This is a genomic window from Ochrobactrum sp. P6BSIII (assembly GCF_014138065.1).
GTDB lineage: Bacteria > Pseudomonadota > Alphaproteobacteria > Rhizobiales > Rhizobiaceae > Brucella.
Genome location: NZ_JACGXB010000012.1, coordinates 129,968 through 151,292 on the forward strand (window position 1 = coordinate 129,968; position 21,325 = coordinate 151,292).

Consider the following 21,325-nt stretch of genomic DNA (forward strand, 5'->3'; position numbering starts at 1 on the left):
ACCTTGCCGCCATTCATGACTATATAAGCGGCACAACACCGCAAAGACGGCATTTCAGGTGAGTATCATGACGACCACAATCGATAGCATCATGTCCGACTTCGAATTTCTCGACGACTGGGAAGATCGCTATCGCTATGTCATCGATCTCGGCAAGGAATTGTCACCCTATCCCGACGATGCCCGCGATGCGGAACATAAGGTTCAGGGCTGTGTCAGCCAGGTCTGGCTCAAGACGATGCCGCATAGCGGTGCAGACCCGGTGATCGAGTTTCTGGGCGATTCCGATGCGCATATCGTGCGCGGTCTCGTCGCCATTGTCCTTGCGCTCTATTCCGGCAAACGCGCTTCGGAAATTCTCGCCATCGAGCCGGAAAGCGTATTGAAGACGCTCGGCCTTGACGAGCATCTCACGCCGCAGCGCTCAAACGGCCTGCGCGCCATGGTCGCCCGCATCCGCCGTGAAGCGGAAGCGGCCAAGCTGTCAGCCTAGTACCTTTTCCACCGACAGAGCGAGTGCGAGCAGATGCTTGTCGGTGCCGCCGCGTGCGGTCAGCATCAGGCCTGTTGGCAGCTTCATGCCCGGCATGGGCAGCGTGATACTGCACAAGTCAAACTGGTTGCCGACCTGTGTATCGCGTAGCGTCAGACCTTCCACACGGTCATATTCGTCCTCATCGTGGCTGACCGAAGCAATCGTCGGCGCAACAATCGGTGTGGCTGGCGTGGCGAATGCATCGAAACCGTTCAACCGATCATCCATCTCGCGGATCAGCTGATTTCGGGTTTCGACCATGGCTTGATAGGTCTCGTCCGGCACGTGCAGGCGCACCGATAGCGGACGCTTCACGCGCAGATCGACATTGGCGTCGGGGTCGCGCAGCCATGTGTCAGCATGGACGCGGCTTGCCTCAATGCCGACAATCGATCCGGACGTGCTTGCCTCACGCCAGCGCTGGATCAGATCATCCAGCATGATATCGACAAGCGTCACGCCTGCCTTTTCAAGCGTTGCCAGCGACGCTTCGAAATGCGCAGCCACATCCGGTTCCATCGCGTCCAGAAGATAGCCCCTCGGCACGGCGATGCGCAGATTGGACAGCGGCACCGCATCCGGCAGGACCGGTGCTTCGCCCGCCATTACGGCATCGGTCAAAATGGCATCTGCAACCGTTCTGGTGAGCGGCCCAATGGAATCGAGCGACGGCGCCAGTGGAAATGCACCATCCAGCGGAATGCGCCGCGCCGTCGGCTTGAAACCGACAATACCGTTCAGTGCTGCGGGAATGCGCACCGAGCCGCCCGTATCCGACCCGATGGCGATTTCGCTGGTGCCTTCCGCCGCCGAGACCGCCGCGCCGGACGACGACCCACCCGGAATGCGCGTCGGATCGACGGCATTGCCCGGCTCGCCATAATGCGGATTGAGACCGACCGGCGTGAAGGCAAATTCGGTCATATGAGTCTTGCCGACGATCACCGCGCCCGCATCGCGCAGGCGTTGCACGATCGTCGCATCCTTGACCGCAGGCGCGGCTGTGCGCCGAACCACCGACCCGGCCAGCGTCGGTTCGCCTGAGACATCGAAGAGATCCTTGATCGAAACTATGCGGCCATCCAGCGGACCAAGGGCCTGCCCCGTCCGAAAGCGCACATCTGTGGCATCTGCTTCCGCCCGCGCCCGCTCCGTATAAATCTTGCTGAAAACATGCTCATGATCGCTGCGGGCTTCAAGCCGCGCCAGCACAGTTTCCAGCCGATCCCGGACATTCGACGACATGCAAATTCTCCCCAATTTTTCCATCAGATCGCACCGGCTTTGCCCTTGCGATAAGGTGGCATCCAGTCACTGTCAATCGGAGCTATCCGGCCCCGCCTGAAATGATCGTGCGGCAAAACAGTCGCGGATTACGGGCATGGCCTCTTGCGCCGTTAGCGTGGCTGGCCCACCGGACGGATACGCCAGCACCAGACGCTGGCGTAGCGTTTCATCTTCGATGGGCAGGCACACAACCTTTCGTCCATCATGGCTGAAATCATGGCCGGGCCGCGTGAAAAGCAGCGACACGCCGAGGCCATTCGCCACCATACCGCGCACCATCTCCACCGACGTGGTTCGCAGCGCGATGTTCGGCGACAGACCCTGCTGCCAGAACGGCACCAGCAGAAATTCGCGGCTGAGCGGCAGATCGACAAGGATGAACGGATAGCGCGCAAGTTCCGCCAGCGTCACACTTTTCTTTGCAGCCAGCGGGCTGTCCGGTGGAACCACCGCATGCGGTGCGTAAGACAGCATGGTTTCCCATGTGACCGTCTCCGGCAGACCCACATCATAGGTGATGCCGAGATCGACAATACCTTTTTCGAGCGCCCGCGCCATGCCTTCCAGATCGAACTCGCGCAGCTTCACACGCATATCGGGAAACACCTGTTTCAAATGGCCCAATATCCCCGGAATACAGACCGGCCCCAGCGTGCTGAAATAGCCAAGCGTCAGCCGCGCCCCGCCCTCGCCCTTACCCGATACGGCGAAGTCTTCAGCGCCAGCCAGAAGCAGCCGCGCCTCTTGCAGCTTGCGGCTGCCGAAAGGCGTCAGTTCCAGTCCCTTGGCCTGCCGTCGCTCGAAAAGCTGTTGCCCCAGATCGTGTTCCAGATCGCGGATTGCCGCCGATATGGAGGGCTGAGAAACATTGAGCTTTTCAGCAGCACCCGTCGCGCTGCCAGCCTCGGCGGAAGTGACGAAATAGTGGAGTTGGCGAAGCGATATCATTAGAGGATTTTCCTATAATGACTGCTCGATTTCAATTCTTTTTCCGATACTGAACTGCGTTTAGCCTCCCCTCAAACTAAACAATAAGGGGATAAAAACATGTTCAACGAAAGGACTCCGTGCCTCGACGGAATTCGCGTTCTGGACTTCACGCGCGTTCTGGCTGGGCCATTCTGCACCGCCTTGCTTGGCGATCTTGGCGCGGAAGTCATCAAGATCGAAAGCCCGGAAGGCGACGACTATCGCCATATCACGCCCGGCACAGCCGATGGCGGCGGGCTGTTCCTGCTGATGAACCGCAACAAGAAAAGCATCTCCATTGATCTGCGCAAGGAACGCGGGCGGCACATCGTTCGCGAGCTGGCAAAGAATGCCGATATCATCGTGGAAAATTTCCGCCCCGGCGTGATGGACCGGCTAGGACTCGGGCATGCCGAGCTTGCCAAAGACAATCCGCGACTGATCCATGTCGCAATTTCCGGATTCGGCCAGCAAAGCCCGATGGGCAATCTGCCGGCTTACGATCTCGTCGTGCAGGCGGTGACCGGTTTCATGGATATTTCCGGCGAACCGGATGGACCGCCGATGATGACCGGCGAATCCGTCGCAGACCTGACAGCCGGGCTTTTTGCGTCCTGGTCAGCACTGGCCGCACTTCTCGCCCGAGAGCGCACCGGCAAGGGCCAGTTTGTTGATGTGGCCATGTATGATTGCCTGTTCAATCTTCTGCCTGCGGCACTGACCCAGCAGCTTTATGGCAGCAAGTCGCCGAAGCGGGTAGGAAACCGCCATCCGCTGAGCGCACCTTTCGGGGTCTTTGCGGCTGCAGACGGCTATTTGACGATTGCCGTTTTGAGTTCGAAACAGTTTGCCGGTCTGGCAGAGGCTCTCGGCCAACCGCAGCTTGCGACCGACGACCGTTTTTCCACGGCGACCGCGCGCAACGACAACAATGCCGAACTGAAGACCATCATTGAGACGTGGAGCACGGCCCTGCATGTCGAACAGGTGATCGACGCCTTGCAGGCTCATGACGTGCCATGCTCGCCGGTGCTTACCGTTTCTAATGCGACCGGCAGTGAACAGGTGCGTGCGCGTGGGCTGTTGCCAGAAGTCACCTCTCTGAATGGCCCGGTCCGTGTTCTGCGCCAGCCGGCCAAGTTCTCCGGCATGGATTGCCCCGCCCCGACACCGCCGCCAGCGCTGGGGGCGCATGCCGCCGACATATTGCATGAAAAACTGGAACTCTCTGCAAACGATATCGAAAGCCTTGTGCGCGACGGCGTGCTGCACGGCCTGACACTGCAACCGCAGCCGCTTTTGAAGGAAACCAACCATGACGCATGATTGCCTGCTGACCGATGAACAACGGATGATCCGCGACAGTGCGCGCAGTTATGCCCGTGAAAAACTGGCCCCGACCGCAGCCATGCGCGACCGCGAGCACCACTATTTCCCACGCACCGAGATGCGGGAACTGGGAGAGCTGGGCTTTCTCGGCATGCTCGTTGCTGAAGAATGGGGTGGCGTTGCAACCGACCATCTGAGCTACGTACTGGCGCTGGAAGAAATTGCCGCCGCCGATGGCAGCATCGGCGCGATGATGGCGCTGCACAATGGTCTCATTTCAACACCCTTGCGCGTGCATGGGAGCGACCGGCAGAAGGAGCTGTACCTCCGCCCGCTGGCGGAAGGTCGCTTCAACGGTGCGTTCGGCCTGACCGAGCCGGAAGCCGGATCCAATGCCTTTGCGATCCGCACCAAAGCGATCAAGGTCGACGGCGGCTTTCGTCTCACCGGCGCAAAACAGTTCATGTCGAATGGCAAATCCGCCGATATCGCCATTATTTTTGCGGCAACCGAGAGCGACGATCCGCGCCGCCGCATCACCGCATTTCTGGTCTCGCCAACAGCACCGGGCTATGTCTGCGTGCGCATCGAAGACAAGCTCGGCCTTGCCGCGTCGGAAACCTGTCAGGTGCAGCTCGACGATGTCTTTGTCGCCGATGATCATGTGCTGGGTGAAGTCGGCGGCGGCTATGCTCTGGCGATGAGCACGCTGGAACTCGGTCGCCTTGGCATCGCGGCGCAATCGCTAGGGCTGGCGCAGGCTGCCTTCGACCATGCCCATGCCTATGCGCTGGAGCGGCAGACTTTCGGCAAACCCATCATCGAGCATCAGGCTGTCGGCTTCCGGCTCGCTGAAATGCAGACGCAGATTGAGGTGGCGCGCAGCTATCTGCACTATGTCGCCCGGTTGCGCGATGCAGGCCAGCCCTGCAAGACGGAAGCCGCGATGGCAAAACTCTTCGCCTCCGAGATTGCCGAAAAAGTCGCCTCGGAAGCGATTCAGGTTCATGGCGGCTATGGTTATCTCAAGGATTTCGCTGTCGAACGCATCTATCGCGATGCCCGCATCTGCCGCATTTACGAGGGAACCAGCGATATTCAGAAGCTGATTATCGCTGGTAATCTCGCAAAGAAAGGCAAGACGGTTTGACCGATCCGCGTGCAGCCTCACCTCGCCTGGGGCCGCGCTGCCGGGCGGTAACCATCCGCTCCCCAATGCAGCACCACACCCCGACGACGGTCGCTTTCGCGCGGCGGATTGTAATGCCGGTGAAGCATGGCAAGGGCCGTTTTCAGCACGACCTTGCCAGAGCGCACCGGCCATTGCCGCTCGCGCTCCACGCGCTCCAGCCCTTTCAGGAAACAGCAGACATCGACCAGCACACCGTTCAATTCCGGCCCGACTGCTTCCAGCGCTCGCTCAACCCGCATCCGGCTGGCCAAGGCAATATCGGTCAATTCCGCCATGCCGCCTGCCCCACCGCGTCCACCGCCACCGACGCCAATGTCCCAGCGCGATGTGATCGACGGCATCAGCGAACCCCGCGTGAAATCCGCCCGCAAGCGCTCCCCGGCGTGGAACTCATCGTCCGAAATAAAGGCGTTCCCGTCCGCGCCTTTGCGCCTGTAGAGCATGGCCAGCGGCGATTCCGCCAGATTGACCTCGACTGTCTCGCCGGGAGCCGTTTCAACCGAAGCGGTGATACGCGCCAGCTCGTGCATCGCCTTTCTGGCGGATTTTGTGCTCCCACGCCCCTTGCCGGAAAGCGCCAGCTTCTGACCGTCCATTTGCAGCAGGCCTTTGCCGCACATGGCGGCAATCTCACTCCGGGCGACAGCAATAGAACCCTGCTCGCCGACCAGCAGCATATGCGTGTCGCGAACCGAATCCTGCATCTCGCAGGCTCCTGTCTTCAAGAAACGCAGCACGCGCATTTCCGAGGCCGAAAACTGTGTGGTCATGCCGCCATCCTCCAGGTCGAAAAAGCCGAATTCACGATGCGCTCAAAGGCGGTCACGATGGCGTCAAAATCGACATCGTCGCGCATATCTTCCACCAGATGGCAGGCATGCATCACCGTCGTGCGATCCCGCGCAAAGCCCACCGCAACCTCCCGCATCGCCAGACCGAACGATGTATGTGCCACATACATCCCGATCTGCCGGATGCGTGCCACATTGCGCCGACAGCGCGTCGGAGCGCGCAGCTCCTTGCCGTCCACACCGAACGACGCCACCAGAAGGTCGATCAGCGTCTCGCACAATTGCATACTGTGCTCCTCCCGCTTGCGATCCGTCGATCCTTCAACCGTGTCGAGAAGAAGGGGCCTCCCATGCCGGGCCGCGATCAACCGCAACGCTTCAAAAGCATCCGCCCGTGTATGAATGACATCCGATAGTTCCAAAGACATTCATGTTCCCTCATCTGAATAGGAATATCTTCTTATAATGAGGAAATTGCAAGGGAGGATAAGTTTGCAGGATAGACTTTGGGATGACCGACGCAGGGCTGCTAAAGAATGCTTTTCGCTATCCAGACAAGAGACACACACCACTTATCTCGGTAAAAATATCTACCTAATTGCTTTCTATAGAGATTTTCTCTAACCATCTGGATGCGCACAAACGCAAACAATAAACGGTATAGCTGCACCCCCGTCAAATAGGCTTCTCAGGTTGTAGGAATATTATCTCCACTATTCAGAATCCACCCATCCTGTTTGCAGCAACAAACAAGGATGAGCCTCATGAAAATAGCGCTGGAACAGGCCCGAAAAACCTTTCTTACTGAGCGTGAACGAGACCGGATGAGCGCCATGCAACGTGTGGCTCTGCAAATCATGGCGGGGATCGACATTGACCGGCTTGAGCAAGCATCAGAGGCAGAAAAGCAGCATGCGGTGCGCCGCCTGACACGACTGATCGAACGTGAGCGCCTCAAGGGCACTAACGGCCACTGGAGCTACGATCTCAATTGCCATATCGCCTTGAAGCAGGCACTCGACAAGCTTGAAGTCAAAGAGCGGCTTGGTGCTTGCGACGCGGCGCGTGGCGCACGACAAGGTTATGGTCAAAGAAAACGCATTCATACGACAGCGTCGAACGGCAATCATAAGCAAAGGTGCGAGATTGCATGAGACGACCCTCGCCATCTCACAAAGATAAACTGCGCGACGGGATATTCGTCGAAACAGCCATCCTAGAAACGCAAAGAGCGTGCCCCGATCTGCTACCGGCAGAACAGGGCGCGCTCTTATTTTTAAGTCCAGCACATCGTTACACGAAAACCGTTTCACAGTTCTCGCGATGCGCCGACAGGATCGCTGATTAGGCGCCCTTCGGCTTGCGGCCGAGGCCCATCTTCTTTGCCAGACGCGAACGAGCGGCGGCATAGTTCGGGGCAACCATCGGATAGTTAGGATCGAGATCCCACTTTTCGCGGTACTGTTCCGGGGTCATGCTGTAATGGGTCATCAGGTGACGCTTGAGCGACTTGAACTTCTTGCCGTCTTCGAGGCAGATGATGTAGTCGTCATGAACCGACTTCTTCGGGTTGACGGCTGGCTTTGGCTTCTCAACGACAACCGGCGCTTCTTCGCGTTCAACATGACGCTTGAAAGCGGCATGAACATCGGCGATCAACAGCGGCAACTCGCCCGCACGAATCGAATTATTGCCAACATAAGCAGCGACAACATCCGCGGTCAGGCTCAGAAGCAGTTCTGCGCTTTCGTCGTGCGTATCCAGATTTTCCATCGGTTTTCCTTTTATTACTTCTTATCGTTTTGTTTTTCCGCAACTTTCGGCATCGATGACACATCTGAAGTCGTGATTGCGTATCTCAGAACTCTGCCTAGCTCATTTATGAGCGCACTTAACAACTGCTATCGTCTTTTGCAATAGAATTGTTACGCGAAACTACATTAATAATAGCCTATTATTCTTCACGCCACAAATAAAAAGAGTGAAAACAAAGCCTTTCCATGGAAGTCCGCCCTCGGCAATTTCATTGGTTCAATCATGACGCGCATCGTTTATTACCGATAAAGCAACCGTATATAGTCTTTCGGTACGGCACGCATAATTTGTATGACCAAAATCAACAACCGCTTTTTGCTTGTTGCTATGATCTGACGAGTCGAAACAAACTCATTTCACCAATTGCAGCACTGCCTCTGAAATCGGGCGTGAAAAAGGCATAAGTTAAATATATTTCATTGAAATCAACTCGCTTTCGGCTGTGCTCGAAACTATATATGCATCAATATCCGCCTTAAAAAGGGTCATTAAAGCGACCCGCAACAATTTGAAACAATGTTCGTTGGATTTTTGAATGCCTGAGAACTCTTCCCTGCCAAAGCCTCCGCACGCCCCGAAACATCCGCATAAGGACACCCGTCACGGCATTACCCGCACAGACGACTACGCCTGGCTTCGTGCAGACAACTGGCAGGAAGTATTCAAGGACCCGTCGGTTCTGGCGCCGGAAATCCGCACGCATCTCGATGCCGAAAACGCCTATCAGGCAAGCCTGATGCAGAACACTGAAGCGCTCCAGAAAGAGCTTTTCGCGGAAATGCGCGGGCGTATCAAGGAGGATGATTCCTCCATCCCCTCAAAAGATGGACCTTACGCCTATGGCGTGTCCTATCGCACCGGCGGCGAGCAGCCCTATTTCATCCGCACGCCACGCGATGGCGGCGCGGAAACGATCCTGCTCGACGGTGACAAGGAAGGCGAAGGCAAGGCCTATTTCCGGCTTGCTTCGGCGGATCACGCCCCCAATCACAATCTGTTGATCTGGGGATATGACGATAAGGGATCGGAATTCTACAAGCTTAAGGTTCGTGATCTCACGACCATGGCCGAGCTTTCGGATATTATCACCGATACGAATGGCGGCGGCACATGGGATGCGGCAAGCGCAGGCTTTTTCTATACACGCCTCGATGAAAACCATCGCCCATCGAAGGTTTTTTATCACCGCATCGGCAGCGACCAGTCCGAGGACCAGCTGATCTATGAAGAACAGGATCCGGGTTTCTTCCTCGGCGTCGGCGGCTCCGCGCTGGACGACTATATCTTCATCGATATTCACGACCACGAAACGTCGGAATGCTGGCTGCTGCCCGCCAATAATCCGGCGGCAAAGCCGCAACTCATCATGGCCCGCAAAACAGGCACGGAATACGATATCGCGCCGGGCGGTGACGAATTCTTCATTCTGACCAATGCCGATGGCGCCAAGGATTTCAAGATCTGCAAAGTACCAGCCACCGCGCCGCAGCCGGAAAACTGGGTGGAAGTGGTGGCGGAAAAGCCGGGACGGCTGATCTTGTCCCATTCCGCCTACAAGCATCATCTCGTCTGGATCGAGCGCGATAACGGCCTGCCGCGGATCGTCATCCGGGACCGCAAGACGGGTGAAGAACACGCCATTGCCTTCGATGAGGAAGCCTATTCGCTTGGCCTGCACGGCAGCGCCGAATATGACACCGACGTCATCCGCTTCTCCTATTCGTCGATGACGACCCCGGAACAGCTCTTCGACTACAATATGCGCTCGCGCGAGCGGACGCTTTTGAAGACGCAGGAAGTGCCATCGGGCCATGTGATCGACGATTATGTGACGCGCCGCATTCTTGCGCCCGCAGCCGACGGCGAACTAGTGCCAGTCTCGATCCTTTATCACAAGGATACCAAGCTGGACGGTTCGGCCCCGTGCCTGCTCTATGGCTATGGCTCCTATGGCATCACCATTCCGGCAAGCTTCAGCACATCACGCCTGTCGCTGGTGGATCGCGGTTTTGTCTACGCCATCGCGCATATTCGCGGCGGCAAGGACAAGGGTTTCGCCTGGTACGAAAACGGCAAGCGCGACAAGAAGACGAACACTTTCACCGACTTCATCGCAGCCGCAAAACATCTAGTTGGTGAAGGCTTCACCAGCCATGACCGCATCGTCGCCCATGGCGGCTCGGCTGGGGGCATGCTGATGGGCGCGATTGCCAATCTCGCGCCGGAAGCCTTCGGCGGAATTATCGCGGAAGTTCCGTTCGTCGATGTGCTGAACACCATGCTCGACGATACGCTGCCGCTCACCCCGCCGGAATGGCCGGAATGGGGCAACCCGGTTGCCTCGGAAGCGGATTATCGCACCATCGCCGCCTATTCGCCTTACGACAATGTGACAGCCCAGGCCTATCCGGCCATTCTGGCCGTCGCAGGCCTGACCGATCCCCGTGTCACCTATTGGGAACCGGCGAAATGGGTCGCCAAGCTGCGTGAGCTGAAAACCGATGACCATCCGGTCTTGTTCCGCATCAATATGGATGCGGGTCATGCCGGTGCTTCAGGGCGCTTCTCGCGGCTGGAAGAAGTCGCCTATACGCAGGCTTTTGCACTGAAAGTCGTTGGTAAGGTTCCAGGCTTCGAAGGCTGAAACACATATCTGGCTCCAGCGGGTTTACCTCGCTGGAGCAAGTTAAAATAAGCTACACGTTCGGCCATCAACGCCCTATACTGTAGCCTATTGAATATCGTCACGGAGATTGGATCATGAAAACCGGATGCGTGACTTTTCTGACGAGCCTTGCACTGGCGCTTCCAGCCCTTGTGCCCGCCACCACAGGCGCACAGGCACAAGTGCGCAAGGATGTGAGCGAATATGCCGGACGGCGTTGCAGTGCGCCGCCGCGTGGCAGCGGCATTATTTTCGGACAGTTCAGCGGTGTGGACGATTCCCCTATGGTCAGCATGGACGGGATTGTTCCGGTTGATCGCGTGCGCTGTTTTACCAGCGTGTCCGAATGCAAGGGCTGGCTCTACACAATGCAGAGCAAATACACCAATGCCGGCCCGGCAACGGTTGCCCGCTGCACCAAACGCTAAAATTCGTCCAAGAAACTGCAATTTTTTGCAGCACCATAAAATGGCAATATCATTGTCGGAGGATCAACGCGGGGCCGCGTAACGGGAAAGAGCGGAACACTATCGGGGGGCTGAAATCGATTTGGGAGGATCGAATATGCAGCAGGCGAGCTATGTTCATGGCGCGAGTGACCGGTTTCTGATCGGCGATACGATTGGCAATCATCTCGACCGCATCGCAGAACAGCACCCTGACCGGCCAGCCGTGGTCGTGCGCCACCAGAATATCCGCCTGACCTATGAAGAACTGAACGCCCGCGTTGACGCCCTTGCGGCAGGTCTTCTCGCCATCGGCCTGCGTCCCGGCGAGCGGGTTGGCATCTGGTCCCCGAACAATCTCGAATGGATACTGACGCAATTTTCCACGGCCAAAGCGGGCCTGATCCTCGTCAATATCAATCCCGCCTACCGGGCGCATGAACTGGAATATGTGCTTGCCAAGGTCGAATGCTCGGCACTCATCCTCGCGCCATCGCTCAAGACCAGCAATTATCTCGATATATTGCGCTCTATCGTGCCAGAACTGGATAGCGCCCGACCCGGCCATCTGGTGTCAGCGCGCCTGCCAGCCTTACGCTGCGTGATCCGCTTTGGCGACGAACAGACCGATGGCATGATGAATTTCGATGCAGTCGCCGCTGCGGGTGATGAGGCGGCGCGGGACGAACTGCAACAGCTCTCGGAAGACCTGCAATTCGACGACCCGATCAATATCCAGTTTACCAGCGGCACCACGGGCAGCCCCAAGGGTGCCACCCTCTCCCACCACAATATTCTCAACAACGGCTTCTTTGTCGGCGAGGCGATGCGCCTGACCGAACAGGACCGGCTGTGCATTCCGGTGCCGTTCTATCATTGCTTCGGCATGGTGCTCGGCAATCTTGCCTGCATGACCCATGCCGCCTGCATGGTCATCCCAAATGACAGTTTCGATCCGCTTCTGACGTTGCAGACTGTGCAAGATGAGCAGTGCACCGGGCTGCATGGCGTGCCAACCATGTTCATCGCCATGCTGGATCATCCGGAATTCGCAAAGTTCGATCTCCAGAGCCTGCGCACCGGCATCATGGCCGGATCGCCCTGCCCGGTCGAAGTCATGCGCCGGGTGATCAGCGAAATGCACCAGAGCGAAATCACCATCGCTTATGGCATGACGGAAACGAGCCCCGTCAGTTTCCAGAGTTCGACCGACGACCCGCTGGAACGGCGTGTTTCAACTGTTGGCCGCATTCACCCGCATCTCGAAGTCAAGATTGTCGATGCGGATGGCCGGATTGTGCCACGTGGCGAAAAGGGCGAGCTGTTGACGCGGGGCTACAGTGTCATGCGCGGCTACTGGAACGATCCGCAAAGCTCGGCTGGCGCTGTCGACGACGCAGGCTGGATGCATACAGGCGATCTCGCCACCATCGACGCAGAAGGCTATTGCAACATAGTCGGGCGCATCAAGGATCTGATTATTCGCGGTGGCGAGAACATCTATCCGCGCGAGATTGAAGAGTTCCTGTTCACCCATCCAGCGATCAGCGATGTGCAGATTTTCGGCATCCCTGACCGCCGGTTCGGTGAAGTCATCTGCGCCTGGGTCAAACTCAGTCAGGATGGACGCCTGAATGAAGCGGAACTGGTCAGCTTCTGCCAGCAGCGGATCGCCCATTACAAGATTCCGGCGCATATCCGCTTTGTCGATCAATTCCCCATGACCGTTACCGGAAAAATCCAGAAGTTCGTCATGCGACAGACCATGATCGAAGAACTGGAGCTGGAAGAAATAAAGACCGCTTAAACTCGGCTATTGAGCTTGATAGCCATTCGCGTGCGGGGGAATGGCTTTCAGATAGGCCGCGATTGCATTGCGATCGGCTTCGGTCAGATGCGCCATATTGGACACCACGTCGGTCATTGATCCGCCAAGCGAATCGAAGTCAGGCGTGAAGCCGCTCTGCAGCGCATAGGCGATGTCTTTTTCGCTCCAGTCGCTGATGCCGCCCTCGCCCGTTGTGATATTCGGCACGACGCTCTTTTTGCCATCGCTGCCCGTCTCTGCCGACAATGCGCCCGCCAGCCATTGGCCGGTTTGCAACCCGCCAATGATATTGCGCGGCGTATGGCATTCGCCACAATGTCCGAGCGCCTCGGTCAGATATTGGCCGCGCTTCACGAGGTCCGATGCGTCGGCGATAGCAACGGCTGGGGTATCCGACAAATAGAGATGCTTCCAGAAACCGAGGCTGCGACGGATGTTGAACGGAAAGCCAAGTTTGTGGGGTGCCGCCACATTATCCGATGGCGGCAGTGTTTTCATATAGGCATAGAGATCGGCCACGTCCTGGGGCTTCATTCGGATATAGGATGTGTAAGGAAAAGAAGGGTAGAGATGCTCGCCCTGCTTGCCCACGCCTTTCAGCATCGCATTGGCAAAATCCTGAATGGTCCAGGTGCCGATCCCCTGCTCGGAAGGCGAGATATTCGGTACGATGAAAGTGCCAAAATCCGAGACCAGCTCGTGGCCGCCCGCAAGCACCTTGCGCGCATCGCCCGCAGCGCCCGGCGCAGCGTGACAGGATGCGCAACCGCCCGCCCAGAAAACCTGCTCGCCTTTGACAGCATCGCCGGGCTTCACTGAAGCCAGAACCGCGCTATCCACCTTTTGCGGCGTGGTCAGAATCCAGAAGGCGGCAGCGCCGATGACAAGCACAGCGCCCGCGGCATATGCCAGTTTGCGGACCATCCTACCCATTCCATTGCGGCAGTTTCACTATCAAACGAAACTGCCGATTTTATCGAAGCCTATCAGTTTTTCTTGACGCGGAAGGCCTGATGGCAGGAACCGCAATTGGCGGCAACCTGCTGGAACGCCGTTTTCAGCGCATCGACATCCTGCGGCTTGGCAGCCACAGCAGCTGCGGCATCGGCGCGGAACTTCTCGACATGCTTGACGAAATCGTCCTTTTTTTCCCAGATTTTCGGCGACGCTTCCGTATCGCCCTTATCCGAACCAGCAGGGAACAGCGTATCGACATCCAGCTTCTTGGCGTCGGCGTCGATCTTTTCGAGCGCAGTCAAAACAGCAACAGCATCAAACGGCTTCTCACCTTTGACGACCGGTGCGATTGCACCCACCGAACGGCCCAAATCTTTCATGATAGCCTGACGATCAGCAATCGCATCGGCCTGAGCCAGCCCCATATTGGCGACGAGAACTGCCGCAGAACCAACCGTAAGAAAAAACATACGCATGTAGTCCTCCGCATTTAAGTGAACAAAACTCATCCCTTGGCCAAATATCCGATACAATTCCTGTCATTGCAATGATCGGACCGAACATATCGCGCTTGCGGAAAGTAAAACGTGTTCTTTACGGAGATTTATACATTTTCATCACGATAACGTGAAAAACATGAGTTAATTACTATTCTTAAAGACACTCCGCCGAAACGGAGTGCCCATCTATACTTTTATGCCAAGATGCCCCCCGCACCTCAGCGTCGATTATTTATTTTCAGGGACTGGCTGTGGCGCTGATTGCCCAATCCGGCAAAGCCACACCCAAGTTGCATGATCCTCGCAATCTTTCAGACAGCTTCCACCACCGTCGGACATTCCCATCATGACGCAGGCGTAAGAAGGGCTCGCCGCAAGCGAAGCAATAATGCATGCAAATGCCAAAATCTTATTCAAAATAAAGAACTCCCAATGTTTATTTACAAATAAATTTTTCCATATCTCTAATATTTTTATATAATAATTAGGTCTAACCAATATATTACTCATAACTATTTCAAAATCTGAAAAAGAAAAAGCCCCGCCGAAGCGGGGCTCATCTGATAACATCAATGCCTTGGCATTATGCCTGTTCGTACATTTCCAGAACGTAGTCCCAGTTGATCAGGCTGTCGACGAAAGCTTCGAGATACTTCGGACGCAGGTTGCGGTAATCGACATAGTAGGAGTGTTCCCACACATCCACGCCGAGGATCGGCTTTGCACCGTGAACCAGCGGGTTTTCGCCGTTCGGGGTCTTGGAGATTTCCAGTTTACCGTTCTTGACCGAGAGCCATGCCCAGCCCGAGCCGAACTGACCGACGCCAGCTGCGATGAAATCTTCACGGAACTTGGCGTAGCCGCCGAGATCGGATTCGATTGCCTTTTCAAGCTTGCCCGGCAGCTTCGTGCCGCCGCCGCCCTTCTTCATCCACTTCCAGAAATGGATGTGGTTGTAGTGCTGGCCAGCATTGTTGAAGAGGCCCTGATTCTTGCCGTAGCTTTCCTTGACTACGTCTTCCAGGCTCTTGCCTTCGAGGCCGGAACCTTCGAGCAGCTTGTTGCCGTTGGTGACATAAGCCTGATGGTGCTTGTCATGGTGCAGTTCAAGCGTCTCGCGCGACATGAACGGTGCAAGTGCTTCATAGTCATATGGAAGGGCGGGCAGTTCGAAAGCCATTGGAAACTCTCCTCTTTATCTCTCATCGCGCGGCGGGCAATGTGTTGCCTACCCGAAAAATTGCGTGCGGACTCTACATAGGCCCCAACCGCGTGAGCGGCAATGAAATATTATTGAAATCACAGTAGGATGAACCCCATTGAGAATTTCCGCATCACCGCATCGGTAAAGGAGTAACCGTGTCCGGCCCAATTAGTTCCTATGTCTTCGATGCCTATGGCACATTGTTCGATGTCCATTCGGCAGTTCGGCGGCATGCGGACAAGGCTGGCCCCGATGGACGCGCCTTTTCCGAACTCTGGCGCGCCAAGCAGCTTGAGTATTCCTGGGTGTTGAGCCTGATGGGCGCTTACAGCGACTTCTGGAAGTTGACGGAAGAGTCTCTCGATTTCGCCTTTGCGCGCTATCCGTCCGTCGATCCGTCGCTGCGCAACGAGCTGCTCGACGCTTACTGGAAACTCGACTGCTATCCGGAAGTCCCTGCCGCGCTGAAGCACCTCAAGGATCGCGGATCGCGGCTTGCCATCCTGTCCAACGGCTCGCCAGCCATGCTGGAAGCCGCCGTGAAGTCGGCTGCACTCGACGTTCTGCTGGATGACGTGATCTCCGTCGATGTCGTGCGCAAATACAAGACGTCGCCTTCAGCCTATGAGCTGATCACCATGCAATGGCGGCTCTATCCTTCCGCAATTTCCTTCCAGTCTTCCAATCGCTGGGATGTGGCAGGCGCGGTCAAGTTCGGCATGCGCGGCGTCTGGGTCAATCGGTCCAACCAGCCGGACGAGTATCGGGCGTTCCCGCCTGCCCTCATTTTACCGAGTCTCCAGCTTCTCGACTGAACGCGCGGACAGCCGCGCAAAACTAATTGAGCATTTCACTAAAATTTGAATTATCCGGCTACAGTCAAACAGACTGATTGCCCGCAAAATTGTGTCGTGGCTGCAACACGCGCCCTGCGGGTGGCTTTTCGCCACGTTTAGGCCGTATTCAGACCGGCTCGACGCCACATTTCTAGGGCGTTTTCCGATCAGTCGAAACTCGATGCTTGGCGAAAAACACCGTCCAAGTCAGTGCCTTCCCCCATGGCGCCTCTACCACATCTGGTTTGGTCGCACTTCGTTAACCCTGATTGTTGTATTCATAACCCTCCCGTCACTAGTCTGGTTTTCTTATGCAAACGACCCTCACCCGCCGCTCTTTCCTGACGGCAATGACTGCCACTGCGGCTGCCGGTCTCGCCGGTTGCGCCCAGTTGGGACAGAATGTTCCCATCATCGATGTCGATGCGTCCGGCAACCCGATCAACAGGACGCCCCAGGCCAATGTGGATTCGTCCTATGGCGGCTGGGAGCAGATGTATGCCTCCGTCAATGACGGCGGCTTTCAGCTTCCGGCAATTCCGATCCAGAAGATGGACAAGCGCTATCTGCGTCAGGTCGTGCAGGACCCTACCGGCGAAACGCCCGGCACTCTGGTCATCGATACTGCCAACCGCTTCTGCTATCTCGTGCTCGATAACGGCCAGGCGCTGCGCTATGGCGTCGGCATCGGCCGCGAAGGCTTTGCATGGTCCGGTCGCGCTGTGATCCAGTACAAGCGCCAGTGGCCGCGCTGGACGCCGCCGGATGAAATGGTCGCCCGCCAGCCGGAACTGGTCCAGTACAGCGCTGCCAATGGCGGCATGGCTCCAGGCCTCAAGAATCCGCTCGGCGCCCGTGCGCTCTATATCTTCCAGGACGGCAAGGACACGCTCTATCGCCTGCACGGCAATCCGGAATGGTGGTCCATCGGCAAGGCAGTTTCGTCGGGCTGCGTGCGCTTCCTCAATCAGGATATCATCGATCTTTATGATCGCGTGCCGCCGAAGTCGCCGATCCTCGTCATGTAAGACGAAGACGGACGAGAGAATTCCTATCGAAAACCCCGGAGCATCCGCTGCTCCGGGGTTTTCTTTTAAGCAGGCTGCGCCAGAAAGACTTGCGATCCCACGCGTTTTCACCTTGTTCAGAACGGGGAAATATATTAGCGGCAATAAACTCCACCTGATGCAAGTTTATCATCATGCATACAGCAACTGTCGCTCTCACCGATACCGACATACCGGCCATATTCGATCCTGCGGACCTTGTCCGGAACGAGCGCTTTCACGATTGCCTGCAAACGACCGCCAGTGAGCTTCTAGCCATTACCGGCCAGTTACCGCGCGAGGTACGTTATCTTTCAGATATGCAGAAATGGCTTTTGAGCCAGGCGACCTTCGCCATTCATTTCGAGCATCAGACCGATCCGCGCAATCCGGCGATCTCGCCAACCAATCTGCTGAACTTCCTGAAAGGGACGCCGATTGCCAGCAAGAACACCACGCTGGCCTTTCTTCAGGTAACCCGGCACTACAATTTCATCGAACCGCTCCCGACCCGGGATCGCAGGCAAAATCTCTTTCGCGCCTGCACTACCACGGAAGAGCTGATCCGCCTGTGGCTAACCACCCATCTCATCGCAATCGACCGGATGGATAACGGCAACCGGGCGGTACTCATGCTCCGCCATCCCGATATGCTGAGATATGCCCAACCGATCATGACGCGCGATGTGCTGCACAACAGCGACTGGTGCCGCCCGCAGCCCAGCATTGCGAATTTCACCCATTCGGAATCCGGCAACAACATTTTGCACGATGTTGCATCCCGCGCGCCATGGACATTCTCCGGCGACCGGGCGTGGATCGGCAAAGTCACTTCCAACGGCATATCGACGCGCTATCGCATGTCGCAGAGCAATACGGCGCGCATTCTGGCGCGGGCGCGCGATGCCGGGCTGATCGGCTGGGAACGCCCCGGCAATCGCGGCGATTGCTGGATCTCCGCCACGCTCGTGCAGGATTACCGCCAGTGGCAAGCACTCAAATTTGCGGCGATCAGCAAGGGCATGCACGGCGCGGCCAAAAAACTCTTCGACACATAAAAAAGCGGCTGGGTCTTTCGACCCAGCCGCGGCGCCCCCGCCTAAATTAAACTATTCCTCGATCGTATAGGAACCGAGTTCGCACAAATCTTGCGTGTCGGTGGTGGTGTCGAGGTCGTCACTATCCTGAAATTCGAACCGCATGTCGTATTTGCAAACGCGGCGACCGTCAGCGATGGTGATTTCGATGGTTTCGCCCGGCTCCAGAACCTGATCGCCGAAAACCTCACCTTCCCAATTGTTGACGCCAACCGGCGACGTATAAAAATGGGTCAATGTGGAATTGGTGCCGTTCTTCAGCTTGAAGACCAGATCATCGGCCTTCGAAACGCCGGCAAGCGTCAGCAGCACGGCTGACGCCATGCCTGCAATTTTCAATAGTTTCATAGTGTTATCCCGCCCCGCCCAAGATTGGGCAGGCGGACATTAGGCAGAAAAATCTCTGCCGTAAATCGACATTAGCAATGTCGAATAACCCATTATTGGGTGGATTCGCTCGGCTCTTTCGGAACACCAGCGCGAAGGAATGGGGAGCAGCACTACTGCCTTACTCCCCTATTCCCCTACTCCCTTATTTCTTGAAACTGCCGAGAATGCCACGCACCAATGCGCGACCCAGCGAATTGCCAACCGAGCGCACGACGGACTTCATGGCCGTTTCCGCGACGGTCTGACGACTGGAGCGCTTGCCAGTACCGAGTGCCGTGCCGAGGAGATCGCCCAGCATACCGCCGCCGCCTTCTTCCTCCTGCTTGGTCTTCTGCTGCTCTGCCGTTGCATTCTGCGCCTTGCGCGCCAGCATTTCGAATGCGGAGTCGCGATCCACAACTGTATCATACTGGCCAGAGACCGGGCTTGCGGCAATGATCTTGGCGCGCTCTTCCGGCGTCAGCGGGCCGATGCGTGACGATGGCGGGCGGATCAATGTCCGCTGCACCATGGACGGCACGCCTTTGGCCTGCAAGGTCGAGACCAACGCCTCACCTGTCGCCAGATTGGTGATTGCATCGAACGTCTTGAAGTCTGGATTGGGACGGAACGTATCGGCGGCGGTTTTCACCGCATTGGTCTCGCGCGGCGTATAGGCGCGCAGAGCATGCTGCACGCGATTGCCGAGCTGCGCCAGAACGGTTTCCGGCACATCGAGTGGGTTCTGCGTGACGAAATAGACGCCAACGCCCTTGGAACGGATGAGGCGAACAACCTGTTCGACACGATCGACCAGCGCCTTGGGCGCTTCATCAAACAGAAGATGCGCTTCATCGAAGAAGAAGACGAGCTTCGGCTTGTCCGGGTCGCCCACTTCCGGCAGCGCCTCGAACAGTTCCGACATCAGCCAGAGCAGGAAAGTCGAATAAAGACGCGGGCTCATCATCAGCTTGTCGGCGGCAAGCACGCTGACCACACCGCGCCCGTCCGTCGTCGTGCGCATCAGGTCGGCAATGGTCAAAGCCGGTTCGCCGAAGAACTTCGCGCCGCCCTGTTGTTCCAGCACCAGCAACGACCGCTGCACTGCGCCGACCGACGCCTTGTTGACGTTGCCGTATTTACCCGAAAGCTCGGCGGAACGCTCCGCCATTTCCTTGAGGATTGCCTGAAGATCCTTGAGATCAAGCAGCAAAAGCCCCTCTTCGTCGGACAGGCGGAATGCGATGTTCAACACGCCTTCCTGCGCTTCCGTCAGGTTCATGAGACGCGACAGCAGCAACGGCCCCATTTCCGAAATGGTGGCGCGAACCGGGTGGCCCTGCTCGCCAAAAATATCCCAGAAAATAACCGGCGATGCGCGCAGCTGATAAGGATCGAGCTTGATTTCCTCGGCCCGCTTGGTCAGGCCGTCATTCTCGAGGCCAATTGCGGCAATGCCGGATAGATCGCCCTTGATGTCTGCGCAGAAGACCGGAACGCCAGCAGCGGAAAAACTCTCCGCCAGCACCTGAAGGGTCACGGTCTTACCCGTACCCGTCGCGCCGGTGACCAGACCGTGCCTGTTGCCATATTTCAGCGCCAGATATTCCGGCTGCTGGTAGGAATCGTCAGGCTTGCGGCTTGCGCCAAGAAAAATAGCGTCGTCAGCAGTCATCAGGCGATTTGCTCCTTATTTCGACCGGCACATCCAGAGCCGCACTCTTGTCAGATATAGCCGCCGTCCCGTCATGCGACAACGATAAAGCCCACGCTGCGGATAGAGAACCATTTTTGCTGTCATAAGCGCTGAAAAAATTCCCTATAATTTTGATCCGGACCTGCTTGCAAAGCGATAGCGAGAATGCATATTACGTAAACGTAAGATTTTTGGGAGAGTTTCCATGGAAGAACTGATCGCACGTATCACCTCGAATGTCGGCATCGATGCCGCGACGGCGGAAAAGTCTGTCGGCATGATCCTCGCATTCCTTCAGAAAGAAGGTCCGGCGGATCAGGTTCAGCAGCTTCTCGCCGCTATCCCGGGTGCTGCCGAAGCCGTTGCACAGGTCAAGGGCGGCGGTTTCCTTTCCAACCTGATGGGCGGCGTGATGGGCCTCGGCTCGCAGCTCATGGGCGCTGGCCTCGGCATGGGTGAAATTTCCGGCGTTGCCAAGGAAACCATCCGTTTCGCCAAGGAAAAGGCTGGCGACGCACCGGTCGATGCCGTGATCGGCTCGATCCCGGGTCTCGGTCAGTTCATCTGAGCGAATACATTTCGCAACGAAAGACCCCGGCTCGACGGCCGGGGTTTTTGTTTAGAGCGCGTTTCGATCTGATTGGATCAGATCGGCGCTCTAATTCTTTGTTTTAACGCGCATCTTTTCTGATCGAAGCAGGATCAGAAATCAGTCCAGTGGACTGATTTTCCTGCGGAGACGTTTCACACTTTTCGGGATGCG

General features: G+C 56.8%; 20 protein-coding genes and 3 pseudogenes. 11 read left to right on the forward strand and 12 right to left on the reverse strand.

Going from position 1 to position 21,325, the window contains the following annotated elements; genetic code table 11:
- The first annotated feature begins 67 nt into the window (after positions 1-67).
- The gene (locus FHW00_RS17425) at positions 68-493 is read left to right on the forward strand and encodes a SufE family protein (RefSeq protein ID WP_078340179.1); all 426 of its coding nucleotides are present in this window, start codon (positions 68-70) and stop codon (positions 491-493) included.
- On the opposite strand, the gene FHW00_RS17430 is transcribed toward FHW00_RS17425, so the two are convergent.
- The gene (locus FHW00_RS17430; RefSeq protein WP_078340180.1) at positions 485-1,780 is read right to left on the reverse strand and encodes an amidase; all 1,296 of its coding nucleotides are present in this window, start codon (positions 1,778-1,780) and stop codon (positions 485-487) included. The genes FHW00_RS17425 and FHW00_RS17430 overlap by 9 nt on opposite strands.
- 72 nt (positions 1,781-1,852) lie before the next feature.
- Positions 1,853-2,770, reverse strand: a complete 918-nt coding sequence (locus FHW00_RS17435) for a LysR family transcriptional regulator (protein ID WP_078340181.1) — start codon at positions 2,768-2,770, stop codon at positions 1,853-1,855.
- A gap of 99 nt (positions 2,771-2,869) precedes the next feature.
- Between FHW00_RS17435 and FHW00_RS17440 the strand changes: the two genes are divergently transcribed.
- Together FHW00_RS17440 and FHW00_RS17445 are read left to right on the forward strand one after the other, a co-directional pair.
- Complete coding sequence (locus FHW00_RS17440; RefSeq protein WP_078340182.1) at positions 2,870-4,117, forward strand: CaiB/BaiF CoA transferase family protein; 1,248 nt, start codon at positions 2,870-2,872, stop codon at positions 4,115-4,117.
- Positions 4,107-5,270 carry an acyl-CoA dehydrogenase family protein gene (locus FHW00_RS17445; RefSeq protein WP_182514674.1) on the forward strand — a complete coding sequence of 388 codons (1,164 nt, stop codon included), beginning with the start codon at positions 4,107-4,109 and terminating at the stop codon, positions 5,268-5,270. Before FHW00_RS17440 ends, FHW00_RS17445 begins: the two co-directional genes overlap by 11 nt.
- A gap of 17 nt (positions 5,271-5,287) precedes the next feature.
- Here the strand turns inward: FHW00_RS17445 and FHW00_RS17450 are convergent.
- The 3 genes and pseudogenes from FHW00_RS17450 to FHW00_RS17455 all read right to left on the reverse strand — a co-directional run.
- Positions 5,288-5,809: pseudogene (locus FHW00_RS17450) on the reverse strand (DUF6456 domain-containing protein); the annotation flags it as partial.
- A 59-nt stretch (positions 5,810-5,868) separates the two neighbouring features.
- A pseudogene (locus FHW00_RS24580) lies at positions 5,869-6,082 on the reverse strand (DUF6456 domain-containing protein); the annotation flags it as partial.
- Positions 6,079-6,525, reverse strand: coding sequence for a helix-turn-helix domain-containing protein (locus FHW00_RS17455; RefSeq protein WP_078340217.1), 447 nt, complete (start codon positions 6,523-6,525; stop codon positions 6,079-6,081). The pseudogene FHW00_RS24580 and the gene FHW00_RS17455, both read right to left, overlap by 4 nt.
- 342 nt (positions 6,526-6,867) lie before the next feature.
- On the opposite strand from FHW00_RS17455, the pseudogene FHW00_RS17460 reads away from it, so the two are divergent.
- Positions 6,868-7,134, forward strand: a pseudogene (locus FHW00_RS17460) (cytoplasmic protein); the annotation flags it as partial.
- 313 nt (positions 7,135-7,447) lie between these two features.
- Here FHW00_RS17460 and FHW00_RS17465 read toward each other — a convergent pair.
- Positions 7,448-7,876, reverse strand: coding sequence for a MucR family transcriptional regulator (locus tag FHW00_RS17465; RefSeq protein ID WP_078340184.1), 429 nt, complete (start codon positions 7,874-7,876; stop codon positions 7,448-7,450).
- Positions 7,877-8,453: 577 nt separating this feature from the next.
- On the opposite strand from FHW00_RS17465, the gene FHW00_RS17470 reads away from it, so the two are divergent.
- The 3 genes from FHW00_RS17470 (at position 8,454) to FHW00_RS17480 (ending at position 12,836) form a co-directional block, all read left to right on the forward strand.
- Positions 8,454-10,562, forward strand: a complete 2,109-nt coding sequence (locus FHW00_RS17470) for a S9 family peptidase (protein ID WP_078340185.1) — start codon at positions 8,454-8,456, stop codon at positions 10,560-10,562.
- Between the two features lie 116 nt (positions 10,563-10,678).
- Positions 10,679-11,011, forward strand: coding sequence for a metallophosphoesterase (locus FHW00_RS17475; RefSeq protein ID WP_078340186.1), 333 nt, complete (start codon positions 10,679-10,681; stop codon positions 11,009-11,011).
- 136 nt (positions 11,012-11,147) lie between these two features.
- Positions 11,148-12,836 carry an AMP-binding protein gene (locus tag FHW00_RS17480; RefSeq protein ID WP_078340187.1) on the forward strand — a complete coding sequence of 563 codons (1,689 nt, stop codon included), beginning with the start codon at positions 11,148-11,150 and terminating at the stop codon, positions 12,834-12,836.
- 6 nt (positions 12,837-12,842) lie between these two features.
- On the opposite strand, the gene FHW00_RS17485 is transcribed toward FHW00_RS17480, so the two are convergent.
- From FHW00_RS17485 to FHW00_RS17500, 4 genes are all read right to left on the reverse strand, one after another.
- Complete coding sequence (locus FHW00_RS17485) at positions 12,843-13,781, reverse strand: c-type cytochrome (RefSeq protein WP_078340188.1); 939 nt, start codon at positions 13,779-13,781, stop codon at positions 12,843-12,845.
- 62 nt (positions 13,782-13,843) lie between these two features.
- Positions 13,844-14,290 carry a c-type cytochrome gene (locus tag FHW00_RS17490; protein WP_078340189.1) on the reverse strand — a complete coding sequence of 149 codons (447 nt, stop codon included), beginning with the start codon at positions 14,288-14,290 and terminating at the stop codon, positions 13,844-13,846.
- Between the two features lie 252 nt (positions 14,291-14,542).
- The gene (locus FHW00_RS17495) at positions 14,543-14,884 is read right to left on the reverse strand and encodes a hypothetical protein (RefSeq protein WP_139364420.1); all 342 of its coding nucleotides are present in this window, start codon (positions 14,882-14,884) and stop codon (positions 14,543-14,545) included.
- A 13-nt stretch (positions 14,885-14,897) separates the two neighbouring features.
- On the reverse strand, positions 14,898-15,494 hold the full coding sequence (locus tag FHW00_RS17500) for a superoxide dismutase (RefSeq protein WP_078340190.1): 597 nt from the start codon (positions 15,492-15,494) through the stop codon (positions 14,898-14,900).
- Positions 15,495-15,673: 179 nt separating this feature from the next.
- On the opposite strand from FHW00_RS17500, the gene FHW00_RS17505 reads away from it, so the two are divergent.
- The 3 genes from FHW00_RS17505 (at position 15,674) to FHW00_RS17515 (ending at position 18,458) form a co-directional block, all read left to right on the forward strand.
- The gene (locus FHW00_RS17505; protein ID WP_445557975.1) at positions 15,674-16,333 is read left to right on the forward strand and encodes a haloacid dehalogenase type II; all 660 of its coding nucleotides are present in this window, start codon (positions 15,674-15,676) and stop codon (positions 16,331-16,333) included.
- Between the two features lie 332 nt (positions 16,334-16,665).
- Positions 16,666-17,382, forward strand: coding sequence for a L,D-transpeptidase (locus FHW00_RS17510; protein ID WP_078340191.1), 717 nt, complete (start codon positions 16,666-16,668; stop codon positions 17,380-17,382).
- Between the two features lie 173 nt (positions 17,383-17,555).
- Positions 17,556-18,458: a hypothetical protein gene (locus tag FHW00_RS17515; protein WP_078340192.1), complete on the forward strand. Its 903-nt coding sequence runs from the start codon at positions 17,556-17,558 to the stop codon at positions 18,456-18,458.
- 51 nt (positions 18,459-18,509) lie between these two features.
- Here the strand turns inward: FHW00_RS17515 and FHW00_RS17520 are convergent, their stop codons facing one another.
- Both FHW00_RS17520 and FHW00_RS17525 read right to left on the reverse strand, forming a co-directional pair.
- Positions 18,510-18,821, reverse strand: coding sequence for a hypothetical protein (locus FHW00_RS17520; RefSeq protein ID WP_374843842.1), 312 nt, complete (start codon positions 18,819-18,821; stop codon positions 18,510-18,512).
- Positions 18,822-19,029: 208 nt separating this feature from the next.
- Positions 19,030-20,541: a helicase HerA-like C-terminal domain-containing protein gene (locus FHW00_RS17525; protein ID WP_078340194.1), complete on the reverse strand. Its 1,512-nt coding sequence runs from the start codon at positions 20,539-20,541 to the stop codon at positions 19,030-19,032.
- Positions 20,542-20,767: 226 nt separating this feature from the next.
- On the opposite strand from FHW00_RS17525, the gene FHW00_RS17530 reads away from it, so the two are divergent.
- On the forward strand, positions 20,768-21,130 hold the full coding sequence (locus FHW00_RS17530; protein ID WP_078340195.1) for a hypothetical protein: 363 nt from the start codon (positions 20,768-20,770) through the stop codon (positions 21,128-21,130).
- Positions 21,131-21,325: the final 195 nt, after the last annotated feature.

What these genes read in the sequence shown, in the direction of transcription:
- FHW00_RS17445 (WP_182514674.1), top strand. Translation starts at nt 4,107, where the DNA reads ATGACGCATGATTGCCTGCTGACCGATGAACAACGGATGATCCGCGAC.
- FHW00_RS17485 (WP_078340188.1), bottom strand. Translation starts at nt 13,781, where the DNA reads ATGGTCCGCAAACTGGCATATGCCGCGGGCGCTGTGCTTGTCATCGGC.
- FHW00_RS17435 (WP_078340181.1), bottom strand. Translation starts at nt 2,770, where the DNA reads ATGATATCGCTTCGCCAACTCCACTATTTCGTCACTTCCGCCGAGGCT.
- FHW00_RS17425 (WP_078340179.1), top strand. Translation starts at nt 68, where the DNA reads ATGACGACCACAATCGATAGCATCATGTCCGACTTCGAATTTCTCGAC.
- FHW00_RS17490 (WP_078340189.1), bottom strand. Translation starts at nt 14,290, where the DNA reads ATGCGTATGTTTTTTCTTACGGTTGGTTCTGCGGCAGTTCTCGTCGCC.
- FHW00_RS17470 (WP_078340185.1), top strand. Translation starts at nt 8,454, where the DNA reads ATGCCTGAGAACTCTTCCCTGCCAAAGCCTCCGCACGCCCCGAAACAT.
- FHW00_RS17430 (WP_078340180.1), bottom strand. Translation starts at nt 1,780, where the DNA reads ATGTCGTCGAATGTCCGGGATCGGCTGGAAACTGTGCTGGCGCGGCTT.
- FHW00_RS17515 (WP_078340192.1), top strand. Translation starts at nt 17,556, where the DNA reads ATGCATACAGCAACTGTCGCTCTCACCGATACCGACATACCGGCCATA.
- FHW00_RS17520 (WP_374843842.1), bottom strand. Translation starts at nt 18,821, where the DNA reads ATGGCGTCAGCCGTGCTGCTGACGCTTGCCGGCGTTTCGAAGGCCGAT.
- FHW00_RS17480 (WP_078340187.1), top strand. Translation starts at nt 11,148, where the DNA reads ATGCAGCAGGCGAGCTATGTTCATGGCGCGAGTGACCGGTTTCTGATC.
- FHW00_RS17525 (WP_078340194.1), bottom strand. Translation starts at nt 20,541, where the DNA reads ATGACTGCTGACGACGCTATTTTTCTTGGCGCAAGCCGCAAGCCTGAC.
- FHW00_RS17475 (WP_078340186.1), top strand. Translation starts at nt 10,679, where the DNA reads ATGAAAACCGGATGCGTGACTTTTCTGACGAGCCTTGCACTGGCGCTT.
- FHW00_RS17500 (WP_078340190.1), bottom strand. Translation starts at nt 15,494, where the DNA reads ATGGCTTTCGAACTGCCCGCCCTTCCATATGACTATGAAGCACTTGCA.
- FHW00_RS17530 (WP_078340195.1), top strand. Translation starts at nt 20,768, where the DNA reads ATGGAAGAACTGATCGCACGTATCACCTCGAATGTCGGCATCGATGCC.
- FHW00_RS17440 (WP_078340182.1), top strand. Translation starts at nt 2,870, where the DNA reads ATGTTCAACGAAAGGACTCCGTGCCTCGACGGAATTCGCGTTCTGGAC.
- FHW00_RS17495 (WP_139364420.1), bottom strand. Translation starts at nt 14,884, where the DNA reads ATGTTATCAGATGAGCCCCGCTTCGGCGGGGCTTTTTCTTTTTCAGAT.
- FHW00_RS17510 (WP_078340191.1), top strand. Translation starts at nt 16,666, where the DNA reads ATGCAAACGACCCTCACCCGCCGCTCTTTCCTGACGGCAATGACTGCC.
- FHW00_RS17465 (WP_078340184.1), bottom strand. Translation starts at nt 7,876, where the DNA reads ATGGAAAATCTGGATACGCACGACGAAAGCGCAGAACTGCTTCTGAGC.